This is a genomic window from Thauera butanivorans NBRC 103042, assembly GCF_001591165.1.
GTDB classification, from domain to species: domain Bacteria; phylum Pseudomonadota; class Gammaproteobacteria; order Burkholderiales; family Rhodocyclaceae; genus Thauera; species Thauera butanivorans.
Genome location: NZ_BCUG01000003.1, coordinates 80,202 through 105,204 on the forward strand (window position 1 = coordinate 80,202; position 25,003 = coordinate 105,204).

At 64.8% G+C, this 25,003-nt stretch carries 40 protein-coding genes and 1 tRNA gene; 22 read left to right on the forward strand and 19 right to left on the reverse strand.

From position 1 onward, the window contains the following. Nucleotides 1–56: 56 nt before the first annotated feature. From TBU01S_RS01675 to TBU01S_RS01725, 11 genes are all read right to left on the reverse strand, one after another. Complete coding sequence (locus tag TBU01S_RS01675; protein WP_068634907.1) at nucleotides 57–509, reverse strand: phage virion morphogenesis protein; 453 nt, start codon at nucleotides 507–509, stop codon at nucleotides 57–59. Continuing rightward, nucleotides 499–972, reverse strand: coding sequence for a phage tail protein (locus TBU01S_RS01680; protein ID WP_083953402.1), 474 nt, complete (start codon nucleotides 970–972; stop codon nucleotides 499–501). Before TBU01S_RS01680 ends, TBU01S_RS01675 begins: the two co-directional genes overlap by 11 nt. Then, the gene (locus TBU01S_RS01685) at nucleotides 966–1,169 is read right to left on the reverse strand and encodes a hypothetical protein (RefSeq protein ID WP_068634908.1); all 204 of its coding nucleotides are present in this window, start codon (nucleotides 1,167–1,169) and stop codon (nucleotides 966–968) included. The genes TBU01S_RS01680 and TBU01S_RS01685 overlap by 7 nt, the downstream gene beginning before the upstream one ends. After that, nucleotides 1,169–1,579 carry a DUF1353 domain-containing protein gene (locus tag TBU01S_RS23675; RefSeq protein ID WP_068634909.1) on the reverse strand — a complete coding sequence of 137 codons (411 nt, stop codon included), beginning with the start codon at nucleotides 1,577–1,579 and terminating at the stop codon, nucleotides 1,169–1,171. The genes TBU01S_RS01685 and TBU01S_RS23675 overlap by 1 nt, the downstream gene beginning before the upstream one ends. After that, nucleotides 1,579–1,941, reverse strand: a complete 363-nt coding sequence (locus TBU01S_RS23680) for a hypothetical protein (RefSeq protein ID WP_068634910.1) — start codon at nucleotides 1,939–1,941, stop codon at nucleotides 1,579–1,581. The genes TBU01S_RS23675 and TBU01S_RS23680 overlap by 1 nt, the downstream gene beginning before the upstream one ends. Then, nucleotides 1,938–2,756: an N-acetylmuramidase domain-containing protein gene (locus TBU01S_RS01700; protein ID WP_068634911.1), complete on the reverse strand. Its 819-nt coding sequence runs from the start codon at nucleotides 2,754–2,756 to the stop codon at nucleotides 1,938–1,940. Before TBU01S_RS01700 ends, TBU01S_RS23680 begins: the two co-directional genes overlap by 4 nt. A gap of 4 nt (nucleotides 2,757–2,760) precedes the next feature. Further along, nucleotides 2,761–2,964: a tail protein X gene (locus tag TBU01S_RS01705; protein ID WP_068634912.1), complete on the reverse strand. Its 204-nt coding sequence runs from the start codon at nucleotides 2,962–2,964 to the stop codon at nucleotides 2,761–2,763. Then, nucleotides 2,964–3,428 carry a head completion/stabilization protein gene (locus TBU01S_RS01710; RefSeq protein ID WP_068634913.1) on the reverse strand — a complete coding sequence of 155 codons (465 nt, stop codon included), beginning with the start codon at nucleotides 3,426–3,428 and terminating at the stop codon, nucleotides 2,964–2,966. The genes TBU01S_RS01705 and TBU01S_RS01710 overlap by 1 nt, the downstream gene beginning before the upstream one ends. 104 nt (nucleotides 3,429–3,532) lie before the next feature. Further along, nucleotides 3,533–4,246, reverse strand: coding sequence for a phage terminase small subunit (gpM, locus tag TBU01S_RS01715; protein WP_068634914.1), 714 nt, complete (start codon nucleotides 4,244–4,246; stop codon nucleotides 3,533–3,535). Between the two features lie 10 nt (nucleotides 4,247–4,256). Further along, on the reverse strand, nucleotides 4,257–5,273 hold the full coding sequence (locus TBU01S_RS01720) for a phage major capsid protein, P2 family (protein ID WP_068634915.1): 1,017 nt from the start codon (nucleotides 5,271–5,273) through the stop codon (nucleotides 4,257–4,259). 49 nt (nucleotides 5,274–5,322) lie between these two features. Continuing rightward, nucleotides 5,323–6,171, reverse strand: coding sequence for a GPO family capsid scaffolding protein (locus TBU01S_RS01725; RefSeq protein ID WP_068634916.1), 849 nt, complete (start codon nucleotides 6,169–6,171; stop codon nucleotides 5,323–5,325). Between the two features lie 145 nt (nucleotides 6,172–6,316). On the opposite strand from TBU01S_RS01725, the gene TBU01S_RS01730 reads away from it, so the two are divergent. The 4 genes from TBU01S_RS01730 to TBU01S_RS01745 all read left to right on the forward strand — a co-directional run bounded on the left by TBU01S_RS01730 (nucleotide 6,317) and on the right by TBU01S_RS01745 (nucleotide 9,961). After that, complete coding sequence (locus TBU01S_RS01730; protein ID WP_068634917.1) at nucleotides 6,317–8,104, forward strand: terminase ATPase subunit family protein; 1,788 nt, start codon at nucleotides 6,317–6,319, stop codon at nucleotides 8,102–8,104. 2 nt (nucleotides 8,105–8,106) lie between these two features. After that, nucleotides 8,107–9,198 carry a phage portal protein gene (locus TBU01S_RS01735; RefSeq protein ID WP_068634918.1) on the forward strand — a complete coding sequence of 364 codons (1,092 nt, stop codon included), beginning with the start codon at nucleotides 8,107–8,109 and terminating at the stop codon, nucleotides 9,196–9,198. Nucleotides 9,199–9,277: 79 nt separating this feature from the next. Beyond that, entirely contained in the window at nucleotides 9,278–9,454 is a 177-nt protein-coding gene (locus tag TBU01S_RS01740; protein WP_068634919.1) for a type II toxin-antitoxin system HicA family toxin, read from the forward strand. Between the two features lie 90 nt (nucleotides 9,455–9,544). Then, nucleotides 9,545–9,961: a type II toxin-antitoxin system HicB family antitoxin gene (locus tag TBU01S_RS01745; RefSeq protein ID WP_068634920.1), complete on the forward strand. Its 417-nt coding sequence runs from the start codon at nucleotides 9,545–9,547 to the stop codon at nucleotides 9,959–9,961. Between the two features lie 30 nt (nucleotides 9,962–9,991). Here TBU01S_RS01745 and TBU01S_RS23685 read toward each other — a convergent pair whose 3' ends face one another. The 6 genes from TBU01S_RS23685 to TBU01S_RS01760 form a co-directional block, all read right to left on the reverse strand. Continuing rightward, nucleotides 9,992–10,405 carry a hypothetical protein gene (locus TBU01S_RS23685; protein ID WP_157659071.1) on the reverse strand — a complete coding sequence of 138 codons (414 nt, stop codon included), beginning with the start codon at nucleotides 10,403–10,405 and terminating at the stop codon, nucleotides 9,992–9,994. Between the two features lies 1 nt (nucleotide 10,406). Beyond that, the gene (locus TBU01S_RS01750; protein WP_157659072.1) at nucleotides 10,407–11,297 is read right to left on the reverse strand and encodes a hypothetical protein; all 891 of its coding nucleotides are present in this window, start codon (nucleotides 11,295–11,297) and stop codon (nucleotides 10,407–10,409) included. A 12-nt stretch (nucleotides 11,298–11,309) separates the two neighbouring features. Further along, on the reverse strand, nucleotides 11,310–11,528 hold the full coding sequence (locus TBU01S_RS25265) for a YdcA family protein (protein WP_083953404.1): 219 nt from the start codon (nucleotides 11,526–11,528) through the stop codon (nucleotides 11,310–11,312). Then, nucleotides 11,528–12,043, reverse strand: coding sequence for a hypothetical protein (locus TBU01S_RS23690; protein WP_157659073.1), 516 nt, complete (start codon nucleotides 12,041–12,043; stop codon nucleotides 11,528–11,530). Before TBU01S_RS23690 ends, TBU01S_RS25265 begins: the two co-directional genes overlap by 1 nt. 109 nt (nucleotides 12,044–12,152) lie before the next feature. Continuing rightward, nucleotides 12,153–12,557 carry a helix-turn-helix domain-containing protein gene (locus tag TBU01S_RS01755; RefSeq protein ID WP_157659074.1) on the reverse strand — a complete coding sequence of 135 codons (405 nt, stop codon included), beginning with the start codon at nucleotides 12,555–12,557 and terminating at the stop codon, nucleotides 12,153–12,155. 2 nt (nucleotides 12,558–12,559) lie between these two features. Continuing rightward, nucleotides 12,560–12,904, reverse strand: coding sequence for a helix-turn-helix domain-containing protein (locus TBU01S_RS01760; RefSeq protein WP_068634923.1), 345 nt, complete (start codon nucleotides 12,902–12,904; stop codon nucleotides 12,560–12,562). Between the two features lie 69 nt (nucleotides 12,905–12,973). On the opposite strand from TBU01S_RS01760, the gene TBU01S_RS01765 reads away from it, so the two are divergent. From TBU01S_RS01765 to TBU01S_RS01850, 18 genes are all read left to right on the forward strand, one after another. Then, nucleotides 12,974–13,222, forward strand: coding sequence for a hypothetical protein (locus tag TBU01S_RS01765; protein WP_068634924.1), 249 nt, complete (start codon nucleotides 12,974–12,976; stop codon nucleotides 13,220–13,222). A 3-nt stretch (nucleotides 13,223–13,225) separates the two neighbouring features. Beyond that, nucleotides 13,226–13,780: a phage antirepressor N-terminal domain-containing protein gene (locus tag TBU01S_RS01770; protein ID WP_068634925.1), complete on the forward strand. Its 555-nt coding sequence runs from the start codon at nucleotides 13,226–13,228 to the stop codon at nucleotides 13,778–13,780. A gap of 101 nt (nucleotides 13,781–13,881) precedes the next feature. Then, a complete protein-coding gene (locus TBU01S_RS01775; protein ID WP_068634926.1) occupies nucleotides 13,882–14,169 on the forward strand; it encodes a DNA-binding protein in 288 nt (95 codons plus the stop codon). Further along, the gene (locus TBU01S_RS01780; RefSeq protein WP_068634927.1) at nucleotides 14,166–14,489 is read left to right on the forward strand and encodes an Ogr/Delta-like zinc finger protein; all 324 of its coding nucleotides are present in this window, start codon (nucleotides 14,166–14,168) and stop codon (nucleotides 14,487–14,489) included. Before TBU01S_RS01775 ends, TBU01S_RS01780 begins: the two co-directional genes overlap by 4 nt. A gap of 92 nt (nucleotides 14,490–14,581) precedes the next feature. Continuing rightward, nucleotides 14,582–17,284 (forward strand): toprim domain-containing protein, encoded by a 2,703-nt coding sequence (locus tag TBU01S_RS01785; RefSeq protein ID WP_068634928.1) that lies wholly within the window; start codon nucleotides 14,582–14,584, stop codon nucleotides 17,282–17,284. Nucleotide 17,285: 1 nt separating this feature from the next. Continuing rightward, nucleotides 17,286–17,525 (forward strand): hypothetical protein, encoded by a 240-nt coding sequence (locus tag TBU01S_RS01790; RefSeq protein WP_068634929.1) that lies wholly within the window; start codon nucleotides 17,286–17,288, stop codon nucleotides 17,523–17,525. Nucleotides 17,526–17,536: 11 nt separating this feature from the next. Continuing rightward, nucleotides 17,537–17,917: a hypothetical protein gene (locus tag TBU01S_RS01795; RefSeq protein WP_068634930.1), complete on the forward strand. Its 381-nt coding sequence runs from the start codon at nucleotides 17,537–17,539 to the stop codon at nucleotides 17,915–17,917. Further along, nucleotides 17,914–18,141, forward strand: coding sequence for a hypothetical protein (locus tag TBU01S_RS01800; RefSeq protein WP_157659075.1), 228 nt, complete (start codon nucleotides 17,914–17,916; stop codon nucleotides 18,139–18,141). Before TBU01S_RS01795 ends, TBU01S_RS01800 begins: the two co-directional genes overlap by 4 nt. A gap of 119 nt (nucleotides 18,142–18,260) precedes the next feature. Then, the gene (locus TBU01S_RS01805; RefSeq protein ID WP_068634932.1) at nucleotides 18,261–18,473 is read left to right on the forward strand and encodes a hypothetical protein; all 213 of its coding nucleotides are present in this window, start codon (nucleotides 18,261–18,263) and stop codon (nucleotides 18,471–18,473) included. Next, nucleotides 18,470–18,682: a Lar family restriction alleviation protein gene (locus TBU01S_RS01810; protein WP_068634933.1), complete on the forward strand. Its 213-nt coding sequence runs from the start codon at nucleotides 18,470–18,472 to the stop codon at nucleotides 18,680–18,682. The genes TBU01S_RS01805 and TBU01S_RS01810 overlap by 4 nt, the downstream gene beginning before the upstream one ends. Further along, the gene (locus TBU01S_RS01815) at nucleotides 18,679–19,065 is read left to right on the forward strand and encodes a DUF2528 family protein (RefSeq protein WP_068634934.1); all 387 of its coding nucleotides are present in this window, start codon (nucleotides 18,679–18,681) and stop codon (nucleotides 19,063–19,065) included. The genes TBU01S_RS01810 and TBU01S_RS01815 overlap by 4 nt, the downstream gene beginning before the upstream one ends. Beyond that, the gene (locus TBU01S_RS01820) at nucleotides 19,062–20,873 is read left to right on the forward strand and encodes a DNA cytosine methyltransferase (RefSeq protein ID WP_068634935.1); all 1,812 of its coding nucleotides are present in this window, start codon (nucleotides 19,062–19,064) and stop codon (nucleotides 20,871–20,873) included. Before TBU01S_RS01815 ends, TBU01S_RS01820 begins: the two co-directional genes overlap by 4 nt. Then, nucleotides 20,873–21,292: a hypothetical protein gene (locus tag TBU01S_RS01825; RefSeq protein WP_068634936.1), complete on the forward strand. Its 420-nt coding sequence runs from the start codon at nucleotides 20,873–20,875 to the stop codon at nucleotides 21,290–21,292. Before TBU01S_RS01820 ends, TBU01S_RS01825 begins: the two co-directional genes overlap by 1 nt. Then, nucleotides 21,289–21,519 carry a hypothetical protein gene (locus TBU01S_RS01830; RefSeq protein ID WP_068634937.1) on the forward strand — a complete coding sequence of 77 codons (231 nt, stop codon included), beginning with the start codon at nucleotides 21,289–21,291 and terminating at the stop codon, nucleotides 21,517–21,519. Before TBU01S_RS01825 ends, TBU01S_RS01830 begins: the two co-directional genes overlap by 4 nt. Continuing rightward, the gene (locus tag TBU01S_RS01835) at nucleotides 21,516–21,887 is read left to right on the forward strand and encodes a hypothetical protein (RefSeq protein ID WP_068634938.1); all 372 of its coding nucleotides are present in this window, start codon (nucleotides 21,516–21,518) and stop codon (nucleotides 21,885–21,887) included. Before TBU01S_RS01830 ends, TBU01S_RS01835 begins: the two co-directional genes overlap by 4 nt. Further along, nucleotides 21,884–22,498 (forward strand): ASCH domain-containing protein, encoded by a 615-nt coding sequence (locus TBU01S_RS01840; protein WP_068634939.1) that lies wholly within the window; start codon nucleotides 21,884–21,886, stop codon nucleotides 22,496–22,498. The genes TBU01S_RS01835 and TBU01S_RS01840 overlap by 4 nt, the downstream gene beginning before the upstream one ends. Next, entirely contained in the window at nucleotides 22,495–23,355 is an 861-nt protein-coding gene (locus TBU01S_RS01845; RefSeq protein ID WP_083953406.1) for a DNA adenine methylase, read from the forward strand. Before TBU01S_RS01840 ends, TBU01S_RS01845 begins: the two co-directional genes overlap by 4 nt. Further along, nucleotides 23,352–23,540 (forward strand): helix-turn-helix transcriptional regulator, encoded by a 189-nt coding sequence (locus tag TBU01S_RS01850; RefSeq protein ID WP_068634941.1) that lies wholly within the window; start codon nucleotides 23,352–23,354, stop codon nucleotides 23,538–23,540. The genes TBU01S_RS01845 and TBU01S_RS01850 overlap by 4 nt, the downstream gene beginning before the upstream one ends. On the opposite strand, the gene TBU01S_RS01855 is transcribed toward TBU01S_RS01850, so the two are convergent. Both TBU01S_RS01855 and TBU01S_RS01860 read right to left on the reverse strand, forming a co-directional pair. Then, complete coding sequence (locus tag TBU01S_RS01855) at nucleotides 23,527–24,699, reverse strand: tyrosine-type recombinase/integrase (RefSeq protein ID WP_068634942.1); 1,173 nt, start codon at nucleotides 24,697–24,699, stop codon at nucleotides 23,527–23,529. The two genes, TBU01S_RS01850 and TBU01S_RS01855, sit on opposite strands and share 14 nt — an antisense overlap. Nucleotides 24,700–24,875: 176 nt before the next feature. Then, nucleotides 24,876–24,968: transfer RNA gene (locus tag TBU01S_RS01860), tRNA-Ser, on the reverse strand. Nucleotides 24,969–25,003: the final 35 nt, after the last annotated feature.

Below are 25,003 nucleotides of genomic sequence, written 5' to 3' on the forward strand. Positions count from 1 at the left end.
TGCCGCGCGCGCGCGACCCCGCGGCGGCCCGGCAGTTGTGGCGGTGGCGGCGACAGCTACCGGCCGGCGGCCAGGTGGTTGATGATGCGCTCGGCCACCATGTCGACATACCCGGCGGCAAAGCCCAGCACCCGGCGCACCGGGTAGCGATACTCCGGCCCACCCGGCGCCACGCGGTCGGTGCCGCCCTCCTGGTGAACGCGGGCGATGCGCGCAGCGCGGCCGGCAATCTGCACCACCGCCGCATCCGCCGTGGCCTCGATGCGCATGTATCGGGTCGTGCGCAGGCGCGCGAACATCTGCCGGCGCACACGCCCCTTCTTGTCCCGCGCGCGCGGCTTGCGCGGGGCAAACGGCGTGCCGTCCGGGTTGCGCTGGGCAGCAATGCGGCGCTGCTCGCGGGCACGCAGCTCGGTGGCGATCTCGCGCGCCAGCTTGCGGCGCTCCGCCGGCGACAGCGCCACCAGCAGGCTCTGCAGCTCGGGGGAAAAGTCCAGCTCAGAGGACATCTTCGTGCGTACCGTCCGGATGGCGGATGGTCAGCGACCAGGTGTCCGCATACGGGTTCAGGTCCAGCGGCGGTTCCGGCACGTGCCGGGCGGTGTGCGTGCCGTCCTCGGCCGTGCTCACCACCACCCGTTCGGTGAGCTGCAGGCGGATCACCAGGTCCATGCTGCTGTGGTCCAGCAGGTCCGCTTCGAAGGTGATGCCGTCGCGCCGGTCGGGGTTCGCCAGCAGCTCGTGCTGGTGCTGGGCTACCCACGCCAGCACCGGCACCATGATCGCATCGGCATGGGCGGCAAAGTTCGTCACGATGACTTCCAGCGTGTAGCCGTATTCGAAGCTCAGCGATGCCGCCGCGGTGCAGCGTATCGAGCCCTGGTTCACGAACACCAGCAGGCGGTCCGGGTTCGTCTGCAGGTCCGGGAATGCCGCCTCGATCGCGGCGCGCAGGCTTGCAGGTTTCAGCACGGCAGGCTCCTGAAGTGCGGGTGCGCCTCGCACGCCGCTTTTGCACTATCCGGGCACGGGAACGCGCCGACGAATGCGTAGCCGACGTGGGCGTGGTAGATCGGCGCGGGCTCGCCCACCGACCGGGCGATGTGGCTCTTGTCGATGCGCGCCGGGCCGTTCTCGAGCCGATCCACCGCTGTGCGCTGCCAGCCCATCAGCGGCGCTCCAGCCCATGGCGCGCGAGAAATGCACGGGCATCGGCAGCCAGCGCGTCGGCGTTGCGTTGCCATGGCAACCATCCCGCCAGCCTCACCGCCAGATACATGGCGGTGCGCTGCGTCCAGCGCACGCCGGACGCCTCCATTGCCCGCAGGAACAAGGCATCGACGCCATCACGCGGGCGGTCCTGCACCACGAACAGATAGTCGTGCAGGATCGCCGCCGACCGGTGCCGCCCGTTCACCGGAATCAGGCTGTGGAAGATGCGCGGGATGCTGGCCAGGTCGGTCAGGAACCCCGGCGGAATCACGATGATTTCTGCGGGCGTCTCCCACACCACCGGCAGTTCGAGCCGCCAGCGCCCGGCCTCGGCGCACGCGCGCAATACGGGGGCGGTGCGGAACATCAGTCTGGCCTGGGCAGCAGCTTGATGACACGGTCGATGTCGACCTCGTACCAGCCCTGCAGCGGCCGCACGCGCCGCAGGGTGGCCATCGGCAGCGTGTGCCCCGGCAGGCGCCGCGCGTACAGCCAGTGGTAGCCCGCGCCATGCGCCCACCGCACGATAAGCCGCAAATGCGCGCGGGTGATGCCGTTGCCGGCCAGGCCGGTGATGATCACCTCGCTTTCGGACAGCCGGGTGTAGGTGCACTTGCCGACGAAAGGCGGCAGCGTCGCGGCCGGATCGACGTCGCGCAGGAATCTGATGGAGCCGGTATGTTCCTCGACGCTGATCGCGCAGCGCCGATTGTCGTGGATGATCGTCATGCCGCCGCGGTCTCCGCGCCCGCATACCGCTCGAATGCGCGTGCAAGCCGCACGTCGTACAAATTCTTCCGGTAGGCGGGGCCGTTGTAGATCTGTGCGAACGTCGCCCACTTGCGGGTCTTCAGCGCCTTGTGCAGCGCCGGGTCGGCCAGGATGAAGCGCACGAAGGCCTCCAACTGCCTGCCCTCGCTGGTGTCCATCTGCGCGGCGAAGTGCGCCGCGCTTTCGTAGCCCAGGGCCTTCCAGTGGAAACCCATGATCTGGAACAGCCCCCAGCTTGCCGATTCGATCGCGCAGGCAGCGTGGATCGCCTGGGCCTGCCCCAGCCTGCGGTGCTCCGCATACCCACCCAGGTATCCGCCCGGCGCCCGGTTGACGATGCTCGGCTGTCGCGCCGCGATGGCATCCGCATCCAGCCCGGCGGCGGCGAGCTGGCGGTACATGATGTGCCGCTCGAACAAGATCACCGGCCGCATCTCAGGCAGGAAGCCGCTACCGCGCGACTCCACCTCATTGACCGCCTTCACCGCGGCCAGCGGCACGCCCAGCTCATCGGCGGCGGCCTTCAACTGGTCTTCGCGCAGCAGCCATGCCGGGCGCTGGCCGCCGCGCTCCAGGGTTTCGATCGTCTTCGGCCCGGCAATGCCATCCACCACCAGGCCCGCGCGCGCCTGCGCATCGAGCACGGCGCGCAAGGTGCTGGGGCCGAACCAGCCGTCCACCACCAGCGCCGGGCGTGCGCCGGCCGCGTTCAGCAGCGTCTGCAGGCGGCGCACGGCCACGCCCTTGTCGTCGAGTTTCAAGAGGCTTGCCATTGCATCAGTCCCAAAGCTTCAGCCGGCGTGCCACCGGCGGGGTCGGTTGGTCGGGCAGCTCCACCAGCGTGCCCAGCGGCAGCACCGGGCCATGCGCTGCCAGGCCGGGGTTTGCCGCCAGCACCTGTTCCGTCACGCCGGCGGTGCGGCCGTAGTGGCGCCAGCACAGCAGGTCGACGGTATCGCCCTGCATCGCACGCACCTGCATCAGATCAGCTCCACGGTAGTGCGCGGCCGGCCCTGGATGTCTGTGATCGCCCAGCGCGCATCGCGGCGGTGGTCGTCGACGGTGGGGGTGAGCTTGTCGGCCTGCAGGTGGCCTTCGTTCGTGCTGTCGAAGTCGCGGCGGCGCTCGGTAATGCTGGCGGCCGCCAGGCTGTACACCGCGCGGCGCCAGTTGTGCGCATGGGCCGATTCGCCCGCCACCTGCACGGCCGGCACCTCGGCCAGCGTGGCGTGACCGGCGGCGAGCTGGGCAATCTCCCAGTCCTGCAGCTCGCGCATGGCTTCCAGCGCCCCGGCAATCAACGCCTCGCGCAGGCGGTCGGGCGTCACCGTGCCGTCCAGGCGCATGGCGGCCCGCGCGGCGGCGGGCTCGATTGCTGGCCAGAACACGCCGCAGTCGATTGCGGCCTCGGGGTTCGGCGCAGGCGGGACGGCAATGAAGGGCATGCACGGCTCCGGATGGGTGGGCGGTGGGGGGGCGGAAACGGCCAGGGAAGGAGTGGGACCCTGGGCGTTCCGCCCCCGCCGCCCGGCGCGGGTGGGCGCTCGGTTCAGCCCTGGCCGGTGGCCGGGGCAGTGTTCGGTTGTTCGGTGGCCGGCGGCTCGGCCGCCTTGCGGATTTCGCGTTCCAGGCGCTCGATGTCTTTCTTCACGCCCACTTTGTCGTGCGCCTTCAGCGCCGCGTGCAGGTAGTCCAGCGCCTGCTGCGGGGCCGCTTCGCGCAGCGCGTAGCCCAGCGCCTTGTACAGCTTGGCGCGGACCTCGTCCGGCATGTCATGCCCGGCGGTCAGGTCCGCCGCGCCCTCCAGCGCCGCCACGTCCGCCAGCTCGCCGGCGGCGAGCTGGCGCAGGGCCACTTCGGCGAACTCTTCGGCGACGATGCACGGCAGGCCGCGCTGGTAGTGGTCGGGCGGCGTCAGGCCGTGGCGCACGGCGTATTCGGCCAGGGTCAGCGCGCCGGCGAGGTCGCCGGTGTCGATGCGCCACACCAGCACGGTAACCAGCACATCGTCCTGGCCGCCGCGGTCGGCCTGCAGCACGCCGTCGACCCACGGCGCATACACCGGCAGAAAGCCGCGCTTGGCCTCCACCTTGCGTTCGATGCTCTGGATGCTCTTCAGCGTGCGGCGGTGCTCGGCCAGCTGGCGCAGCATCAGTTCGTAGGCATTGGCGGTGGCCGGCGGCAGGTCTTCCTGCGCGGCCCCTGCGGCCGCCGCCAGGGCGGCGGCGGTGCGCAGGTAATGGCGGCGGGCGGGGCTGTTCATGGCGAGCCCCTTACGCGGCCACTTCGATGTTTTCGACCAGGCAGCCGCAGCCGTAGTCCTCGACCACATACGCTTCGTTGCTCGACTCGTAGTTCTCGATGCGGTCGCGCTTGGCGTTGTCGTCGATCTTGCGGCGCCGGGTGCCCTCCTGCCAGTAGATCGACAGGTTGTCCAGGCGGGTGATCAGGATCGCGCCGTCCGGCACGAAGGGCACGCGCACCGCCGGCAGGCCGCCCACGCGCTTCTGGCTGATGATCACGTCCGCGGCCAGCGTCTCGGAAGGCGGCTGGGTGGTGTTGATGATCGGGAAATACTTGTCGTCCAGCAGGCGCCGGCCCATCACGGCGACCAGCGCGGTGTCTTCGCGGTACCACGGGTCGATCAGGTTGCTCACCGCATCGAACACCAGCGCGTCCAGGTTCTTGTAATCCTTGCCGGCGCCGGCGCCCACGGTGACCTTGCCCGACGCCGCCACCACCTCGGCCATCACTCGGGCTGCGGCATGCGTGCGGTACTTCTGCAGCCAGCCGATGTTCACGTCCTGCAGCAGCGGGTTGGTGGTCGGGTTGCTGGTGGCCGCGCGGCTGGTGCCGTTGAAGCCGATCATGATGCGGTCCAGCGCCTGGCGCCGCAGGATCACATCACGGATGCGCGTCTGGAAGTCCGGGAACTTGGCCCACATGTCGATCTTCGCGTACGTCAGATGCGTGTCGAAGTTCGTCTGGGTGCAGAAGTAGCCCTGTTCGTCCAGCGTGGTCAGGTCGCGGGTGGCGCGGTCGGCGAGGGTCGTGTTGGTGGTACTGGCGACGGGGGCCGAAATGCCCAGCCCCAGCTTGTCGCCGGCCTGCTCGGGCACACCGACGATGTTGATGCGGCCAAGGAATTCGCTGGATTCCTGGATCTTGGTTTCCAGCTTCTGCTGCACGCTGGGCTCGACCGTGAACTGAGCGGTGGCGGAATCGACGCCGTTGAGCTTGGCGAGCTGTTCCACGTAGGCGTTGAACAGGCGGCGGGTATCGTTGCGCATGGATGTGGCTCCGGTGTGGATCGTGTAATGGGGCGGTCTGTGCCGGGGCTCAGCAGTCGGTGAGCACGGCGCCATTGCCGCCGGTGGCGGGCGGGCGCTGGCGGTACTGCTGCTCGGGTTGCTGGTCGAGCTTCGTCACCAGGTCGGCGAACTCGCCCTGCAGCTTGTCGTGGGCGCTCTTCAGGTTGGCGTAGTCGGTGCCCAGCGCGGCCACCTTTGCAACCTGGTCGGCCAGGGCCTTCTGGTTGTCCGCCAGCAGCTCGATGGCCTTGTGGGCGTCCTGCAGGCGCGCATCGCTGGCGGCGAACTTGTTGCCCAGGCCGCCCAGCAGCTCCCGCACCTTGGCGAACATGCCCTTGGTTTCGTCGTCGGGCACGGGGGCGGGGTCATCGCCCAGCCCGGACAGATCCATTTCAACCGCTTCGGAGAACAGATTGCCGGCGCTGCGCTTGCGCGCGGCCAGCGGGTTGACCGTTGCGCCGGCGGCGAACTTCAGCATTTCCGTGCCCAGGCTCGCCGGGCTGTCGGTGATCGCCAGGCCTTCCAGGTAGGCTTCCTTGGTGTCGCCGAACTCGGGGTTCACTTCCATCGACGAATACACCTTCTGGCGCTTCTTCGACAGTTCGATCAGCTCCGGCGTGGGGTCGATCTCCGCATACAGCGCCAGCTTGCCGTCCAGCGCCGAACCGTCGCTGATCTTCTCGAACGACAAGGCGACAACATCGCCGTAGGCCTTGAACGGGCCATCGGGCAGCACGCCCCGGAAGTGCTCCAGATTGACACGCGCCCCGTAGACCTTCGGGTCGTAGTTCTTCGCCATCTGCACGATCCATGCCGCAGAAATGTTGCGGCCGTCCGTGGTGGCGCCTTCGGTGGCGATGCGGAATTTCTTCTTCATGTGGGTGGGCTCCGGTGCGTGAGCAGTATCGACGCACCCATCATCGCCACCCCTCGCGCGGCGCTCAATGCCGCGTGGCTGTGCGGTTCCGGCTTACAACACCCGGCGGATTTCCGCGCGCGCGCGAGGCGGCAGGATGGCGGCCATGGACGATCCGCAAGCCGCCCACGCCCCCCTGCTCGACACCCTGCCCATAGTCATGGACCCGCGCCGCCGGGCGCGTGCGCTGTACTGGCAGGGCTGGAGCGTCACGCAGATCGCCCAGGAACTGGACCTGCCGCGTGCCACCGTCAGCACCTGGAAGGGCCGCGACGGCTGGGACAAGGCCATGCCGCGCGAGCGCGTGGAATCGGTGCTGGAACAGCGCATCGTCCAGCTCGTGCTGAAGGAGAAGAAGACCGGCGGCGACTTCAAGGAACTGGACCTGCTCGCCCGCCAGTTCGAACGCCTGGCGCGCATCCGCCGCTACGAGGCCCCCGGCGGCCACGAAGGCGACCTGAACCCCAACGTGGAAAACCGCAACAAGGGGACAAAGAAGAAGCCCACGCGCAACTTCTTCAGCCCCGAGCAGATCGAGGAACTGCGCAAGCGCTTCCACGACGGCATGTTCGGCTATCAAGAGGTGTGGCACCAGGCCAGCCTGACCGAGCGCATCCGCAGCATCCTCAAGTCCCGGCAGATCGGCGCCACGTACTACTTCGCCCGCGAAGCCTTGATGGACGCGCTCGACACAGGGCGCAATCAGATTTTCCTGTCGGCAAGCAAGGCCCAGGCGATGCAGTTCCGCAGCTACATCGTCAAGTTCGCGCAGGAGGTCGGCGTCGAGCTGAAGGGCGAGAAGATCATCCTGTTCAACGGCGCCGAGCTGATCTTCCTGGGCACCAACAGCCGCACCGCGCAGAGCTACCACGGCAACCTGTACATCGACGAAATCTTCTGGATTCCGCGCTACAAGGAATTGCGCAAGGTGGCCAGCGGCATGGCCGCGCAAAAGCGCTACCGCACCACCTACTTCAGCACGCCGTCCGCACAGTCGCACGAGGCCTACCCGATCTGGACCGGCGCCGCATACAACAAGGGCAGGCCCAAGGCCGAGCACGTCCACATCGACGTGTCGCACGCCGCGCTGCGCGCCGGCCGGCGCTGCGAGGACGGCATCTGGCGGCAGATCGTCACCATCGAAGACGCGCTCGCCGGCGGCTGCGACCTGTTCGACCTCGACCAGCTCAAGCGCGAGAACAACCCCGAAGAGTTCGCCCAGCTCTTCATGTGCCAGTTCATCGACGACGGCAACAGCGTGTTCAACCTGTCGCTGCTCATGCGCTGCATGGTCGATAGCTGGGAGGTGTGGGACGACTGGAAGCCATTTGCCACCCGCCCCTTCGGCGACCGCCCGGTGTGGCTGGGCTACGACCCCAGCGACACCGGCGACGCCGCCGCGCTGGTGGTGCTGGCGCCGCCGGCCGTGCCGGGCGGCAAGTTCCGCGTGCTGGAGCGCATCCAGTTCCACGGCGCCGACTTTGCCGACCAGGCCGAGTTCATCCGCAAGACCTGCGAGCGTTACAACGTGACGTTCATCGGCATCGATGCCAGCGGCCTGGGCGTGGGCGTGTACCAGCTCGTCAAGCAGTTCCGGCCGGACGCGGTGGGGTACAGCTACTCCACCGAACTCAAGACCCGCATGGTGCTCAAGGCGCTGGACGTCATGAGCAAGGGCCGGCTGGAGTGGGACAGCGGCCACACCGACATCGCCGCAAGCTTCATGGCCATCAAGAAGACCATCACCCCCAGCGGCCGCCACGTCACCTACCAGGCCAGCCGCTCCGAAGACGTGTCCCATGCCGACATCGCATGGGCCGTCATGCACGGGCTGATTCACGAACCCCTCGAAGGCGCCACCGAAACCAACCAAAGCAGCATGGAGATTTTCTGATCATGGCCAAGCACCGCCACCGCCGCCACGGCCCCCGCAGCAACACATACGCCGCCCAGGCCGCCACCGCGCCGAGTCTGGCCAGCCCACCCGCACGCGCCGAGGCCTTCACCTTCGGCGACCCCGTCGCGGTGCTCGACCGCCGCGAGCTGCTGGACTACATCGAATGCTGGGAGGTCAACGGCAAATACTACGAGCCGCCCCTGAGCTGGGACGGCCTGGCCAAGAGCTTCCGCGCCGCCGTCCATCACAGCAGCCCCATCTACCTGAAGCGCAACATCCTGGTGGCCACCTACCGCCCGCACCCGCTGCTGAGCCGGCAGGACTTTGCCGCCCTGGTGCTGGACTTCCAGATCTTCGGCAATGCCTACCTAGAACGCATCGGCAGCCGCACCGGCAAGGCGCTGGCCCTGCGCCACGCGCTGGCCAAATACATGCGCCGGGGCATCCAGCCCGGCCGCTACTGGTGGGTGCGCGGCTGGAAGGACGAACACGAATTCGCCCCCGGCAGCGTGCTGCACCTGCGCGAACCCGACATCAACCAAGAAATCTACGGCCTGCCGGAATACCTGGCCGCGCTCAACTCCACCTGGCTCAACGAATCCGCCACCCTGTTCCGCCGGCGCTACTACAAGAACGGCAGCCACGCCGGCTTCATCTTCTACATGACGGACGCCGCGCAGAACCAGACCGACGTCGACAACCTGCGCGAGGCCATGAAGAACGCCAAGGGGCCGGGTAACTTCCGCAACCTGTTCATGTACGCCCCCAACGGCAAGAAGGACGGCATCCAGATCATCCCGGTGGCCGAGGTCGCCGCGAAAGATGAATTCTGGAACATCAAGAACGTCACCCGCGATGACCAGCTCGCCGCCCACCGCGTGCCGCCCCAGTTGCTCGGCATCATGCCCAACAACACCAGCGGCTTCGGCGACGTGGGCAAAGCCGCCGCCGTGATGGCCTACAACGAGATCGGGCCGCTGCAGGCGCGGTTCAAGGAAATCAACGACTGGATGGGCGAAGAGGTCGTGCGCTTTGCGCCGTTCGAGATTCCGGGGCTGGATGGGGCGCCAAGTCCGGAGCCGATCCGATGAACAAAAATGCTTACTTTTGGCTTGCCCAAGTAAGCATTTTTGTTTATATTACATCCATCGGAACGACACAGGAGATGCGGTGAAGCAAAGCGAGTTCGTCCGGTGGCTCGCTGCTCAAGGGGCAACCTTCAAGGACGGCAGCAAGCACCTGAAGGTATTCCTGAACGGCAAGCTGACACACCTACCACGCCACCCTTCGGCCGAACTGAAAACCGGATTGGTCGAAGGCGTAAAAAAGCAGCTTGGTCTCAAATAAAGGTCCGCCCCGCAAGGGGCTGGACAATGCCGCATCTACCTGAAGCATTACTTTTAGTCTCAGCACGAGCAGAAATAAGTAGGAGCCGCCATGTTCTACCCTGCCCAGTTTGAAGAAGCCCCGGAAGGTGGCTTCGTCGTCACCTTCCGCGACATCCCTGAAGCCATCACCCAGGGCGATACCGAAGCCGAAGCCATGGAGATGGCCGAAGATGCGCTTCTGTCCTCGATCGAGTTCTATCTTGAAGAACGCCGTCAGGTTCCCGCGCCGTCTGTAGCGAAGGCTGGCGATCGCCCGGTACACTTGCCAGCCAGTGCCGCAGCAAAGGTGCTGCTGCTCAACGAGCAGATCGCCCAGGGCGTGAGCAATGCCGAACTGGCTCGACGGCTGGGTACCCGGCCGCAGGAAATTCAGCGCATCACCAACCTTTCACACGCCACCAAGATCGATACCATCGATCGAGCACTACGAGCATTGGGGCGCGAACTCACGCTGGTGGCGCATTAAGGAAAAAGCCCGGTTTCTCGCCGGGCTTTTTCATTCTGGAGATATATTGGAAAGCACCAACCAGAAACGCCATGCAATATCAACAAGCAATAGCGTCGAAAAAATAAAGCAAGAGAGCGTCAGGAGCGCAACCCAATCGAACCATGCTCCTTTCAGTACAACCCCGCCAACAGCCAATGCCATGGATACACCATAGGCCGATGCATTCCAGAACAAACGCCGAAGAAGAACGCGATAATGGCCAGTGCGTTGCATGTTGCGCAACAGACGGTGCCCCGAAATAGACGCCAGTATCGACATCGCGGCAATCAGAAAACCTAGCATCGTTGCCGAAATTTGAGCGCCAATTCCTACAGCAGATCGGACCTCCGACTCTGGTAGAAACGTCAATAGCTGACCAGAGGCAACCCATAACGTGATAGCCACCGACAGCAACAAGCTCAACCTAGTCCAGTACCTCATTCTTCGCCCCGAAGTAGGCGTCCAGCATCGGTTGTGCCTTATGCTTGGCCACCTTGATTCCATCATGCACTGCATCAGAGGTAATCCGGCCATCAACGGGGAGCACTGTAATCCGCTGGGTCACACGCTCGGCCATCAGGTCGATAGCTTCCTCCATGTCGGACATCTTAACTTTAAGCTTCTTGGTCAGGGGCGACGACAAGAGCCGCTTGATGTGTTGCCTCACATCCGACAACAAGCCACGGCCATGAGCACGTGTAAGTATCTTTGCCTCAAACGACGTAGCCCCTGATGAATTCATATACTCGAATCCCTTCTGTGTCCAGGTGTCTTCAGGGTCTGGGGCCATCCGCCGGCTTCGCGGCTTCGCAATTCGGAAATCTACCGCTTTTATCACCCCTCCGGACATTAGAGCCTGATACGCATCCACGTTCAGGATTTCATCAAAATGCACAACATCATCGGCACCAAAAAGCAGGGTTAGATAATTCGCCATCGCTGATATATGAGTGCCTTCGAGCGCCGCTTGGTATGCAATGATCTCGACATCATCCCTATCCTTGTACAGAATGAAATGATTCTTCTCGATCAAGGCATTTTCACCAAGATCAACGACGGTTTCTATCGGGTTTGCTGGTGAGCCAGAAAGAAAATCGTCATCACGAAAGCGGGCCACATAACCCTTTACAGCGTTCCCTCCGTCGATGGATGCAAGGCCCCGAACCTGAACATGTCGTTCGCCAATGGTAATGGCCTGTGTCATGCAGTGTTCACTCATGAGTGAAAGTAGCTTGTCACATATAGACAGGCGGCTTCCATCAGATCCGAAGTTAGCCAGATAGAAGCCAATTCGATAATTTTTGCTCTTTGCCAAACCCCTCTCCCTTCACTTCGATTTTCTTGTCGATTTACCGCCGCCCGCACTCCCATATATCGCGGGATTGCAAATCTTTTTCGAACCGCTCACCCGTCCATCGTTGCAGATGAATTTATCGCCCGCGCAGTGAGAGACGCCGCCCGCGCCACGGTCGCAGGGCTTGCGGCCGTTGGCGGATGCTGAGAGAGGCAGTGCGATCAACACGCACAGCAGCATAAAAAGGCGCATCACAAACGCCCCGGCTGTGCCCGCACCTCTATAGGTTTCCCTGTGCCGGCATCGTAGTCGCACTCATAGATATGGTTCTGCCAAGCCCCAAAACCATTCTGAAATTGTATTTTGTCGCCAATGTAGGTAAGCGCGCCTGCCCCTTGATCAAGCCAACGGAAACGGCTCATCTTCGGCTCCAGTACACCGTCCGTCCATTTATGATCGAACTTACCAAGTTTCTCGATATGAGACGCGCAGCGAATAGATGCACCGACTAGGTGGCGATCCCCCCAGCACTGCAATGTTTTTTTGCACTCTTCATCGGAAATCTTTTGCTCAGGTGGCGGTGACGGCTTATCCGCGCTCTCCCCTCCCAAAAGAGCTGCACAACCGCCAATGATGGCAACCAGCAGCGCCAGCCCTCCCAACATCGAGCCGGCCGAATGCGCCGGGTTGCTCACCCCGCAATGCGGACATGTCTTCGCGCTGGTTGAAACTTCCTTCTTGCATTCCTTACACGGTTTCAGTGCCACGTTATCCCCCGCTTCTTTTCTTGTGTTCCGTAACGTAACACTATGGCAAGCACTCAGAAGGGGGTGTGACTCATCTCACATCGCCGTCATAAATCCACGGTGGAGGCTGTCATTCCCCAGTTTCACTCCCGGTTTTCTTCAAGGCCTCGGCTTGTTGCGCAAACGCAGTGCCAACCTCCCGTAAACTGGTCTGTCCGGAGGGCGTGGCGTGCCGGTAGTTATCGAGAAGGGCGGATTCATCTGGCGCGAGGAGGACAGGCCGCTGCCCTGTCAGAATGTATGTCACGTCCGCCCCAATTGAAGCGATCTTCCACAGTTGCTTCGCGTTCAACTGAGCGCCCTTACCTGTTTCCATCGCCCGGACACGAAGCCGCCCAACGCTGAGCAGTCGGGCCAGGTCCATCTCTGTGTAGCCGCGCTTGATCCGCTCCTGCCGTAACCGAGCCCCCGGTTCGCTTTCGTGGCAATCAAGATCGATCTCTTCATCAGGAACGGGGGCGTTCCAATCGTCCAAGATCACTTCGCCTTCTGCTCTTCACCGTCGCGATGCGGAAGGCGGCGCGCAAGAGCGGCACTTGTAGTCTGCAGTGCTAATTTCCCGTCAGACTGGGTATGTCGATAGTTGTCCAGCAGCGCCGCTTCGTCGGGCGCCAACTCACCCACCGTGCGCTGTCCGGTGAGGATATACAGAACGTCCGCACCCAGCGCCGCAAACATCGCCAAGTAGTCCGCTCCCGGTGTGCTCTCGCCCTTCTCATACTTCCTCTGGCTTTGCGGGGTCACCCCAAGCGCATCCTGAGTAAGCCCAAGACGCTCCCTTTCCTCGCGCAGCCGCGTGCCAATCAGAAATCTTTCGTTCATTTATCGTTGACAACAGAAAGAAATATTTCTATTGTTCGCTCATCATCTATCTGTTTCTCATCGTACAACATGACTCCCGCCTCCATTGCCTTCCGCTCTGGCGCTCCGCGCAGCCGTTCCCCCAACGGCGTAGATCAGCAGCGCCGCGTCAACATCGCCTTCATGGCCGACGAACGCGACCTGCTGGGCGAGATCGCCCGCATCGAAAACCGCACCGCCAGCGCCGCCGCCCGGCATCTGCTGATCCTCGGGGCGCGGGCGGCCTACCCCGAACTGGTCGAGCAGTTCATCCAACCTGCAACCGCAAAGGAGGCGTGAGCCATGAAGCACATCGCCATCTCCATCGAATACGCCGGCCTGACGCTGCCGGTGGTGAAGAACGAACAGGGCACCGAAGTGGTGCCGCTGAAGCCGATCGCCGAGCTTTTCGGCCTTGAATGGGTGCGCCAGCACAAGCGCCTTCAAGAAGACTGGACGGCTGAGTTTCTGGGGGTCTGCGTAGTACATATGTACTACGCAGGTGACCAGAAACGGCAAATGGTCTGCGTCCGCCTCGACCGCGTTGCCGCCTACCTGATGAGCCTCAACCCGGCCAAGATTCGCGCCGCCGGCAACGAATCCGGCGCCGCCTTCCTGCAGGCCAAGCTCACCGAATGGGCCGACGCCCTGCACGACTACGAGACCTTCGGCAGCGCCCACAACCCGCGCCATGCCGATGCCCTGCTGGCGCTGCGCCGGGCCAATGCCATTGCCAATGTCGCCAAGATCAGGGATGCCGATCTGCGCAAGCTGGCGCTGGCCGAGCTGGGCATCGACCTGGCCGCATCCACGCCCGCCGCGGCGGACGCCCACCCCGATCTGTTTGCCGGCGAGTGATCGCATGTCTGCCACGCCTCTTGTTGTCGATGTTCCCCATGCTGCCGATCCCACCGCACAACAGCACTCAACTTCGGTTGATCACGCTTGAGGGCCGCGTCATGAGCAAACCCCTCCCCCGCATCGAACAGGCCCTGCGCGCCGCACTCAGCGGCCCGGCGCGGCACGACGTGCAGCAGACCGTGGGCTGGGACGATTCGCAAGTCAGCCGCTTTCTGTCCGGCGGCCAGGGCATCGTCATCGACAAGCTCGATGCCCTGGTGGGCGCGGTCGGCTTCGTGCTGGTAACGCGCCGCTATCTGGATGCCGTTGCCACGCTGGGCGAGGTGGGCATGCACTGTGAATGCGCGCGGCAGGGGATGGGCGAATGCGGGCAGGTGCGGCGATGAGCACGCCAGTGCCTGCAAACACCACCACGCGCCAGCTGCCGCTGGGGGTCGCATTGACATGCCCGCACTGCGGTTCCCGTGCGCACATCCGCACCAGCAAGCTGGTGACGGAGATCTACCGCGACGCCTGGGCGCTGTGCACGTGCTGCGGCTTCAAGGGCCGCGCCCACGTGGCGTGGGACGCGGAGGTGAACCCCAGCCTGATGCCCAACGCCAGGGTGTCGCTGCCCCGCATCGAATACCGCGAGGCCATCGAGCAGTTTTTCGCCGACACGCAGGACGGCAAGCCACAGCAGGACCTCTTCCTCAGCTCTGGCTGATGCCCGGCTTCTAGCCAGCCTCCCCACAACCCACGCATTCCCGCCTTCGTGCCTGGTTTCAGGCGCGAGGGAATTCCTTTGCCCGACGCCCCATGAACCCACGCTTGCACGCCGACATCACCACACGACTCGACCGGGACTTTGCCTTCAAGCGGCAAGGCCTGTGGTTACGTCAAGGCGTGTGCCCGAGCTGCGGCAAGAAAGAGCTGTACGCCAATGCCGATGCGCCTTGGGTGCTGCGCTGCGGACGGCTGGAGAAGTGCGGGCACGTGGAACACGTGAAGGACCGCTACAGCGACCTGTTCGAGTCCTGGTCGGACCGCCACCCCACGACACCCGACAACCCCAACGCCGCGGCCGACGCATACCTGCGCGACCACCGGGGCTTCGACCTGGACAAGATCGCCGGCTGGTACAGCCAGGAAAACTACTGGAACCCGGAACTGCAACTGGGCAGCGCCACGGTGCGCTTTGCCCTGCCGGGCGTGGGCTACTGGGAACGGCTCATCGACCGGCCGCAGCGCTTCGGCAAGCGCAAGGCGACCTTCCGTGGCAGCTATATGGGCACCTGGTGGCAGGCGCCGGGCATGAGCTTTTCGGGCGTCGATGAAATCTGGATCACCGAGGGCATCTTCGATGCCATCGCGCTGATATTGAACGGCGTGGTCGCGGTGTCGACGCTGTCGTGCAACAACTACCCGGAAGCCGCGCTGGCGGCGATGGCCGAGCAGATGGAGCTGGGCCGCCCGGACCTGGTGTTTGCCTACGACACCGGCAAGGCCGGCGAGGACTTCACGAAGAAGCACGTTGCCCGCGCCATCAAACAGGGCTGGAAGGCGACCGCGGCCCAGCCGCCGAAGGGCCGGCAGAAGTACGACTGGAACGAGCTGCACCAGCTCGACCGCCTGAGCGAACGCGACCTGGACGAATACCGCTACTACGGGGCGCTGCTGCTGGCCGCGAGCGCGGCGGAGAAGGGCAAGCTGATGTACAGCCGGCACGGCTGGAACAGCTTCCCGTTCGACTTCGACAAGCGCCTGTACTGGTGGAAGCTCGACATCGACAAACAGGTGAAGGCCGAGCAGAACCTGACCGAAGCGGAAGACAGCCTGAACAGGGACGAACGCGAAGCCAAGGTTCTGGAGAAGAGCAACACCGTCACCGAGATCTGCAACTGCCTGCCCACGCCGTTGTACTACCTGCGCAACGACATCACGGATGAGGCCTGGTATTACTTCCGCGTCGAGTTCCCGCACGGCGGCGCGAGCATCAAGAACACCTTCACCGCCGGCCAGATATCCGCCGCGGCCGAGTTCAAGAAGCGCCTGCTGCACATGGCCGCCGGCGCAATCTGGACGGGCAGCGCCGGGCAGCTCGACCGCCTGCTGTCGCGGTGGACCTACAACATCAAGCGGGTCGAGACCATCGATTACATCGGCTACACGCTGGAGCACGGCGCATACGTGTTCGGCGATGTGGCCGTGCAGGGCGATCGCGTCGTCGAGGTCAACGAGGAGGACTATTTCGACCTGGGCAAGCTGGCCATCAAGAGCTTGTCCAAGTCGCTGAAGCTGGACATCAACGCCGACCCCAAGGCGCCGCAGGTCGATTGGTTCGACAAGCTGTATTTCTGCTTTGGCCCGCGCGGCGTGGCCGCCCTGGCGGCCTGGTTCGGCAGCCTGTTTGCCGAGCAGATTCGCCACCGCTTCGAGTCATTCCCCTTCGTCGAGATCGTGGGCGAGCCGGGCAGCGGCAAGAGCACGCTGATCGAAGCGCTGTGGAAGCTGCTGGGGCGCGGCGGATACGAAGGCTTCGACCCCATGAAGGCTTCGGCCGTGGGCTTGATGCGGTCGATGGCCCAGGTGTCGAACCTGCCCGTTGTGCTGATCGAGTCCGACCGCGAGGACGAAGCGGACGGCACCCGCGGCCGGGTGAAGCAGGCCTTCCACTGGGACGGGCTGAAGAGCCTGTACAACGGCGGCAGCCTGCGCACCACGGGCGTGAAGAGCAGCGGCAACGACACCTACGACCCGCAGTTCCGCGGGGCGCTGTTCATCAGCCAGAACAACCCGGTGCAGGCTTCGATGCCGATCATGGAGCGGATCGTGCATCTGTGGTTCGACAAGAGCCGGCAGACCGAGGCCGGCCGCGCCCAGGCGCTGGAACTCGGCCGGATGACGGCGCGGGAGCTGAGCCCCTTCTTGCCGCGCGCGCTGACACACGAGCAGGCCGTGCTGGCCTTGATGGAAGAGCGCCTGCGCACATACGAGCGCGAGATCGCCGCCGCTGGCAGCAAGAACCAGCGCATCCAGAAGAACCATGCGCAGTTGATGGTGTTCGTCGATGCGCTGGCGATGGCCTGCCCGATCACGCCCACCCAGCAGGCCGAGGCCAAGGCCCTGCTAGTGCAGTTGGCGCTGCAACGCGAACAGGCGCTGCAGAAGGACCACCCGCTGGTGGAGGCCTTCTGGGAGGCTTTCGACTACCTGGACGGCACCGGCGAGGGCGAGAACGGCGAGCTGGAAGGCGAATCGCGCCTGAACCACAGCCGCGACCCGGCCTACATCGCGGTCAACCTCAACCATTTCATGCAGGTGGCGGCAGACCGCCGGCAGCAGGTGCCGCCGCTGCAGGACTTGAAGCGCCTGCTCAAGACCAGCCGCCGGCCGAGGTACATCGATTCCAACGTGCCGACCAACTCCGCGGTCCACGGCCGGCTCAACGCCCGCTGCGAGAACCTGGAACACATGCGCCCGACAACGGTGCGCTGCTGGGTATTCAAGGTGGAGGGCTGACATGGACCCCGTCGCCTCCGCCCCCCACACCGACGCCGAACTGCGCTGGGCCTGGCGCATGAGCGGCCTGCCCGTACAGGGCATCAGTTTCGAGCAAGCCACCGCATCGCCCGCCCTGCTCGCCGTGCTGCAGCTCGGCGTGGCCCGCCAGCGCCGCAAACGCGCCCGCCTTCAATCCACCACCCTCGGCGCCGGCATCGAGCGCAGCCAGCCGGGGTTCTCTGCCAGCGCTCAGCAATAAGGAGTCAGATCATGAGTTTCAAGGAAGCGGATCGTCATGTCAGCCATGACAACAGCACGCACATCCACTCTGTTGCATATATGAAAGCCGAGAACTTCCTGCGGCGCTGGCGTGCTCTTGAACGCGCTCATGAAGAGGTCGAACACCTCAATTCTTGCCTTCATGGCGCTCAGGAAGCGATGAAGAGCGCCCAGAAAGAAATGCTCGACGCGCTGCTCGATCACTACGACGGGGCTGTTCCTGATTACATCAGTTTCAGCGGCGACATCCTCTTCATCAAGCCCGCGATGCAGGGTGGAGAAGTGAACGTGATCAGGCCCGCGTCGTACTCCGACCTGTACCGCATCGAACCCGCCGCGACCGCCGACGCCGGCGCTGTGGATGAAGCGTGAGGCCCGCAATGCCAACCGACCCGCAAGCCGAGGCAATGGACCGCGCCCTGGATCGCCTCATCGTGGCCGCCATGGCGGTACGCACGCTGTCGGACAGCGGCGTGCTGTTCGAGGGTTACGACGGCGCCGAGCCCCAGCGCACCAACGCCTGCGCCGCCCTGGATGAACTGGGCGCCGCGCTCGATGCGTGGATGGACCTGCTCTACGGTCACCCGCCATTCTGAGCCAGCGCCATGGACAACATCCTGCTCTGCCTGCTCGCCGCCGTTATCTGGGCCGTCATCGGCCTGATCGCGGCCCGCTGCACCGGCATCAACCATCTCGACGACGATGGAGACTCGAAATGATCAAGACCCTCATCACCTGGCTGCGCCACCTGCGTCTGCAAGCCGCCGAAGCCGACTTGCAGTTCTTGGAGGCCCGCGCGCCATTCGCCATCGCCGAGCAGCGCGCACTGGTCGCCCGCCGCCGCGCCGCACTCGGCCTGCCCACCCACATCGACACCGAAACCGTCCGGCGGCGCGCCGAGAGGAACGCGAAGGAGGTGCTGCTGTGAAAACGGAAATCACGAGGGCTTGCCCGTTCTGCGGTGCCGCTGGCGAGCAGCTGCAGGTGCTGCACGACCTGGGGGATTTCACATCCGGCGCGGCGGTGTGCTGCGATAGCTGCGGGGCGATCGGGCCGTCTGACGACAGTTCTGCCCGTGCCGTGGCGCTGTGGAACGGTGCCGCGTTGCAGGCGCTGGGGAAGGGGGTGCCGGCATGAGCACGAAACGCTACCGCCTGAGCGGCGACAACTTCGACATGACGGTGGAAGTCGACCACGCCGTGCTGACCGAAGACAAGCTGCACGAGATCAACAATTTCTGGTCTGCCGCCGATCACCGACTGAAAGAACATGATGGCTCTGTGCTCGATGCCGTCTTGGAGATGCTGTTCAACCACGTTCAGCGGTTGATCGTCGAGGATTCGTGGGGGTTGAACCTGTATGGCGTGCTCCATGAGTTTGCCTGGAAGGATGACGAGGGGAACAGGAAAAACGGGCAGGAGGGCTGGCCCGACATGGACGGCAGCTACGGCATCAGCATCGTGCGGGTCAGCGATGTTGATCTCGACGAAAACCCCATCATCGCTGAGGTGCAGCCATGAAGCGCGACGCATTCCTCCGCCACCCCGACGAACACCGCGAGATCCGCACCTTCTGCCTGTTCGGCGCCATCGGCGCCGGCGCGAAGGGCTTCATGCGCGGCAGCGCCCGGGTCGGCAACCTGGTGGCCAGGCCGAGGTGCATCGGCTCGGTCGACGTGGATGCGGCCGCGAACCGCGACTTCAAGCGCATCGTCGGGGTCGAGGCCACGACGCTCGACCTTTTCAGCCGCGCGCAGTACACCGCATTCCACGGCGCCGAGCCGCCGGCCGGCTGGCGCGAGGCCACGCCCGAGGACATCCGCCAGGCGGCCGGCGGCGAGTTTCCGCACATCGTCTTCCTGTCCGCGCCGTGCAAGGGCTTTTCCGGGCTGCTGAACGAGACGCGCAGCAAGACGGCGAAGTACCAGGCGCTGAACGGCCTGACCGAGCGCGGCGTGTGGATGATGCTGGAAGCGTTCAGGGACTGCCTGCCGGAGCTGATCGTGTTCGAGAACGTACCGCGCATCGCCACGCGGGGCCGGCATCTGCTCGATCGCATCGCGCAGCTGTTCCGGGCCTACGGCTACGCCTGGGCCGAGACGACGCACGACTGCGGCGAGCTGGGCGGCCTGGCGCAGAGCCGCAAGCGATTCCTGGGTGTGGCCCGGCACATGGAGAAGGTGCCGCCCTTCCTGTACGAGCCGCCGAAGAAGCGCCTGCAGGCGGTAGGCACGCTGCTGGACCGCATGCCGCTGCCCGGCGACCCGGCCGGCGGCCCCATGCACCGCGTGCCGCGCCTGCAATGGAAGACCTGGGTGCGTTTGGCCTTCGTCGAAGCCGGCAGCGACTGGCGCAGCCTGAACCGCCTGCACGTCGAAGATGGGGTGCTGCGGGACTTCCTGATCGTGCCGGAATGCCGCAATGGCTATCTGGGAGTCCGGCACTGGGAAGACAGCACGGGGACGGTCCAGGGCCGCAGCCTGCCGACCAACGGTGCCTTCTCGATCGCCGACCCGCGCCCGCCCGCCGGCACGCTGGAATACGCGCAGTACGGCGTGATGCGGATGGAGGACACGGCCGGGGCCGTCATCAATGTGAAGTCGCCCGGGCAGGGGACGTTCAGCGTGGCGGACCCTCGACACCAGGGGCCGGCGAAGCACAACAACGAGTTCCGCATCGTGCCCTTCGACCGCCCCGCCACGGCTGTAACCGGCGCCCACGGCAGCGGTCAGTGTGTGGCCGATCCACGCGGTGCCGCCGAATCGGCCGCCCTGCACGGAAAGTACAAGGTCGAGCGCTGGGACGAATTCTCCCGCGCGGTGATCGCCGGCAACGCCAACGGCGCATTCGCCGTGGCCGACCCTCGCCCCGGCGCCATCCCGCAACCCGGCGATGCCTACCAGACCGGCGGCCACTACGGCGTGCGGCGCTGGGAGGACAGCAGCGGCGCGGTGTCGTCGGCCGCGTGCCACGACAACGGCTTCTGGTCCGTCGCCGACCCCCGCATGCCGGGCGCCACCGACAAGATGGTCGCCGTCATCCGCGCGCTGGACGGCACGTGGCACCGGCCTTTCACCACGCTGGAGCTGGCCGCGCTGCAGTCGATCATCGAGCCCGAGGAATACCTCGAACTCGACGGCCTGAACGACAGCGACTGGCGCGAGCGCATCGGCAACGCCGTGCCCCCGGCCGCGGCCGAGGCGATCGCGTCGACGATGTACCAGACCCTGCTGCTGGCCTGGTCCGGCGAGACCTTCGTGCTGTCGGCGGCGCCCATCTGGGTCCGGCCGGTGGCGGTGGCGCTGAGCGTGGCTCAAGGGGGTGCGTGATGCCAATCCGCCCCGAAAACAAAGTGCGCTACCCGGCCGACTGGCAGCACATCCGCCTGCAAATCCTGAACCGCGCACGTTACCGCTGCGAGCATCCGGGCTGCGGTGCCGTGCATCGCGCGCTGGGCTACTGGCGGGACGAGAAGTGGGTGCCGCTGCCCCGTGCGCTGCGCGATGCCGGCGTGGACCGGCCCTGCAGCATGGCCTGCGCAGACGGCTCGACGGTCAAGGTAATCCGCATCGTGCTGACCATCGCCCACATCGACCACCAGCCGGAGAACTGCGAGCCCTCCAACCTGCGCGCCTGGTGCCAGCGCCATCACCTGGCCTACGACGCCGAGCACCACAAGCACACCCGTCATCAAACCCGCCGGGCGGCCGCCAGAACGGTGGATATGTTCGAGGAGACATCGAAATGAGCAAGGCACACGACGATTTCGCCGATGCGTTCACCCGACTCTTGAATGAGGCCGGCATCAACGATGCGTTGCTGATCGCAACATCGGTGTTTGTCAATTTGGCCCTGACACTCGCAGAGCAGAACGGCTACGACGGCAGCTCTGAAATCAATATCGATGGAGGCTTTAACCGCGACATCACGATCCATGCTTCCAAGGCGACTGGCCGTGACGGGGGTGCAGCATGATGCCGCCGCTTGCCATGCAGTTGGGCCTCATGGCGCCCTATCCCTGCTGCGCGCCGGAAAGCGTGCGGCGTGCATACCGGGTTCTCGACCCCGCCCCCCACAAACTTCCCGACCTGCCTCCGTCTCCGGATCGCCCCGCATTCCCCGGTGGCGTGACGGAGAAGGTGTGGCTGGATATGGAGCGGATAACTGCGGAGCTGATCCGGCGTGGCCCGACCCGCCGCGCCGTTCTGAGCGAGGCCCTGGGCCTGAGTGAAGAGGTAACTGGCGACCGCTTGTACACGATGAAGGATCTGGGCATGGTCGCGCTGATGCGGACGGGGCGGTGCGCGGTCTGGGTGGCGAAGGCGACGGGGGTGAAAAAATGAGAAACAAGGAACACCCGGTCCTGTTCACCGGGTCGATGGTCCGCGCGATCATGGAAGGGCGGAAAGCCCAGACGCGGCGAAAGGTGAAGCCGAAGCAGATGGGGAGAATTACTGGCCCCATAGGCCCCGGCATGGCTGCGGAATACCACGGCATCGACAACGATGGGTGCGCGTTCTACTCGACGCTGCAATGCCCCTACGGTCAGCCCGGCGACCGGCTGTGGGTGCGCGAGAACGGCTGGGAGCGCCCACAACGCACGCCGCGCATGATGCGCGAAGGGGCTGACACCTGGGAGCCGTACTACTACGACGCGGACGGCATCACGGACGAGGATGCTGCAGACCTCAAGCGATGGGGCTTCAAACGTCGCCCAAGCATCCACATGCCGCGCCATTGCTGCCGCCTCGTGCTGGAAATCACTGGCGTGCGCATAGAACGCCTCCAAGACATCAGCGAGGCGGATGCGAAAGCAGAGGGTATTCCGCAATCATATCTAAGCCCGTCTCGAATCCCTGAGTTCAGCGATATCTGGGAATCCATCAACGGCCCAGGCTCATGGGGTGCCAATCCCTGGGTATGGGTGATCGAGTTCAAGCGGGTGACGTCATGATCACTCACCCCGCCCTCCGCTACCACGGCGGCAAGTTCCGCCTGGCCCCCTGGGTCATCCAGTTCTTCCCGCCACACCTGTGCTACGTCGAGCCGTTCGGTGGCGCCGCAGGCGTGCTGCTGCGAAAGCCGCGCAGCTACGCCGAGGTCTACAACGACCTGGACGGCGAGATCGTGAATTTCTTCGCCGTGCTGCGCGACCCTGCCACCCGGGCGCGGCTGATCGAGGCCATAACGCTCACCCCCTACTCGCGCGCCGAATTCGACTTGTCCTACCAGGACCAGGACCAGGACCAGGTGGAGCGCGCCCGCCTCACCGCTGTGCGGGCTGCCATGGGCTTCGGCTCGGCCGGCGCCACCAAAGGCAGCACCGGATTCCGGCGCGACACGCGGCGCAGCTACGGCACCGCCCAGCACGTGTGGTCGCGTTACCCCGAATCGCTGGCCAGCATCGGCGAGCGATTCGAAGGCGTTCTGATCGAGAACAACCCGGCGATCGAGGTAATGCGCTACCACGATGAACCCACCACCCTGCACTTCGTTGATCCGCCATATCTGCCGGAAGTCCGGCAGATGAAGACCGGGCAGAAGTATTACCGCCACGAAATGACCGTGGCCGAGCATTGCGAACTGCTGGACGCGGTGCGCGAGCTGCGGGGCATGGTGGTGCTGTGCGGATACCCCTCTGCGATGTACGACAAGGCCTTGAGCGGGTGGGAGCGGCATACAACATCCGCGCGGATTTCATCCGGCAGGGGCACAGCGATCCGGGAAGAGGTTGTATGGATCAATCCCACATGCCAGTCGGCGCTTGCCGGCGCTCTGGGCGGGCTGTTTTCGGCGGAGGACATGCGATGACAGACCAGCCCTCCGACCCTGTCATCTGGCGCCAGGATCTGAAGGAAACATTCGGGGTGTCGGCCGAAACGATCCGCCGATGGCTCAAGTCGGGCAAGCTGCCACAGCCTGACGTGGCACTATCCAGCCGCACGATGGGCTGGCGTGCCAGTACGCTGCGCGCGGCCGGCATCAACCTCGCGTAACAGCCTGGGCGTCCAGCCAATCCGCCCAAGCCTGCAGCATCGTCTGCCTCTCTTGCAAATACTGTGCGCGGTTGTAAGCCGCGCGCACTTCATTCGCTGGCACATGGGCAAGCTGGCGCTCGATCGCGTCGGGGCTGTAGCCCTTTTCGTTCGCCCAGGTGCTGGCCACACTGCGCCAGCCGTGTCCCGTCATCCGCCCCTTGTAGCCAATGCGGTGCAGCAGATACAGGATGGCGTTATCGCTCATCGGCCTGTCAGCCCGCCGGTCAGACGGGAACACATAGGGACTCCCAGGGCGAGCACGAGCACGCATGCCCTCGATCACCGCCAGCGCCTGGCGCGAAAGCGGCACCAGGTGGTCGAGGCGGCGCTTCATCTTCCCGGCCGGGATGATCCACTGGTCGCCGTCGATCTCAGCCCATTCCATCATCCGTAGCTCGCCAGTGCGCGTCCATGTATATGCGAGCAGCCGGACCGCAAGCACGCTCTGGATATCCCTCTCCATGTTGATCCGCTGGATCAGGCCCGGCACATCACGCAACTCGACTGCCGCGTGGTGCTCGACCGGAGCCCGGCCGAAGGCCTTCTCCGGGCGTATCAGCGCAGCAGGGTTGATGTCCGCGTATTCATGCTGGACCGCCCATTCGAAGACCTGGCCAACCCACATCCGCACCTTTCGCACGTACACGTGCAGGCCCTTCGCGTCCATGGCTCGCAGTGCATCGAGCAGATCGCCACGAGTGATGCTCCCGATGTTGCGCTTGCCCAGCGCCGGCGAAAGATGCATGGCGATGCCACGTTGTGCATTGACCACATAGCTTTCGGATAGGTCGTGACGCCCGCCCCAGTACTGTTCACTGGCATCGTCGAGCGTGATGCCCTTGCGGGTGGCCAGGCGCGGGGCCATCGGATCATCACCATCGCGGAGCGTGGCACGGTGCTGGTCGCGCTTCAGACGCGCCTCGGCCAGTGAGACTTCCGGATATGGGCCGATGCTGAGCGTCTTCGGCTTGCCCGCAAGGCGATAAGCCAGCCTCCAGACTTTCGCCCCCTTCGGCGAGATCCAGAGATGCAGCCCCCCACCGTCGAAGAGCTTGATCGCCTTGTCTCCAGGCTTCGCAGCCCTGCAGCGCGCGTCCGTCAGCGTGTTTGTAGGCATCCATCACCCCCAGCCAGTTCGATGCCTACACCGATGCCTACACACTGCCTGTGGTGCACCGTGTTTTTCGGTGCGGATGTGTGGGGTTTCGTGTGGGCCAGAAACGACAAAGCCGCGATTCTACGCGGCTTTTCGTGGGGTTCTGTGGGGCGGTGTAGCCCTGTGTGTGTCCTGAATGGCGGAGACGGAGGGATTCGAACCCTCGATACCGTTTTTGACGGTATGCTCCCTTAGCAGGGGAGTGCCTTCGACCTCTCGGCCACGTCTCCATCAGGAAGGCGCGATCATAGCGAGTTCGCGCCTC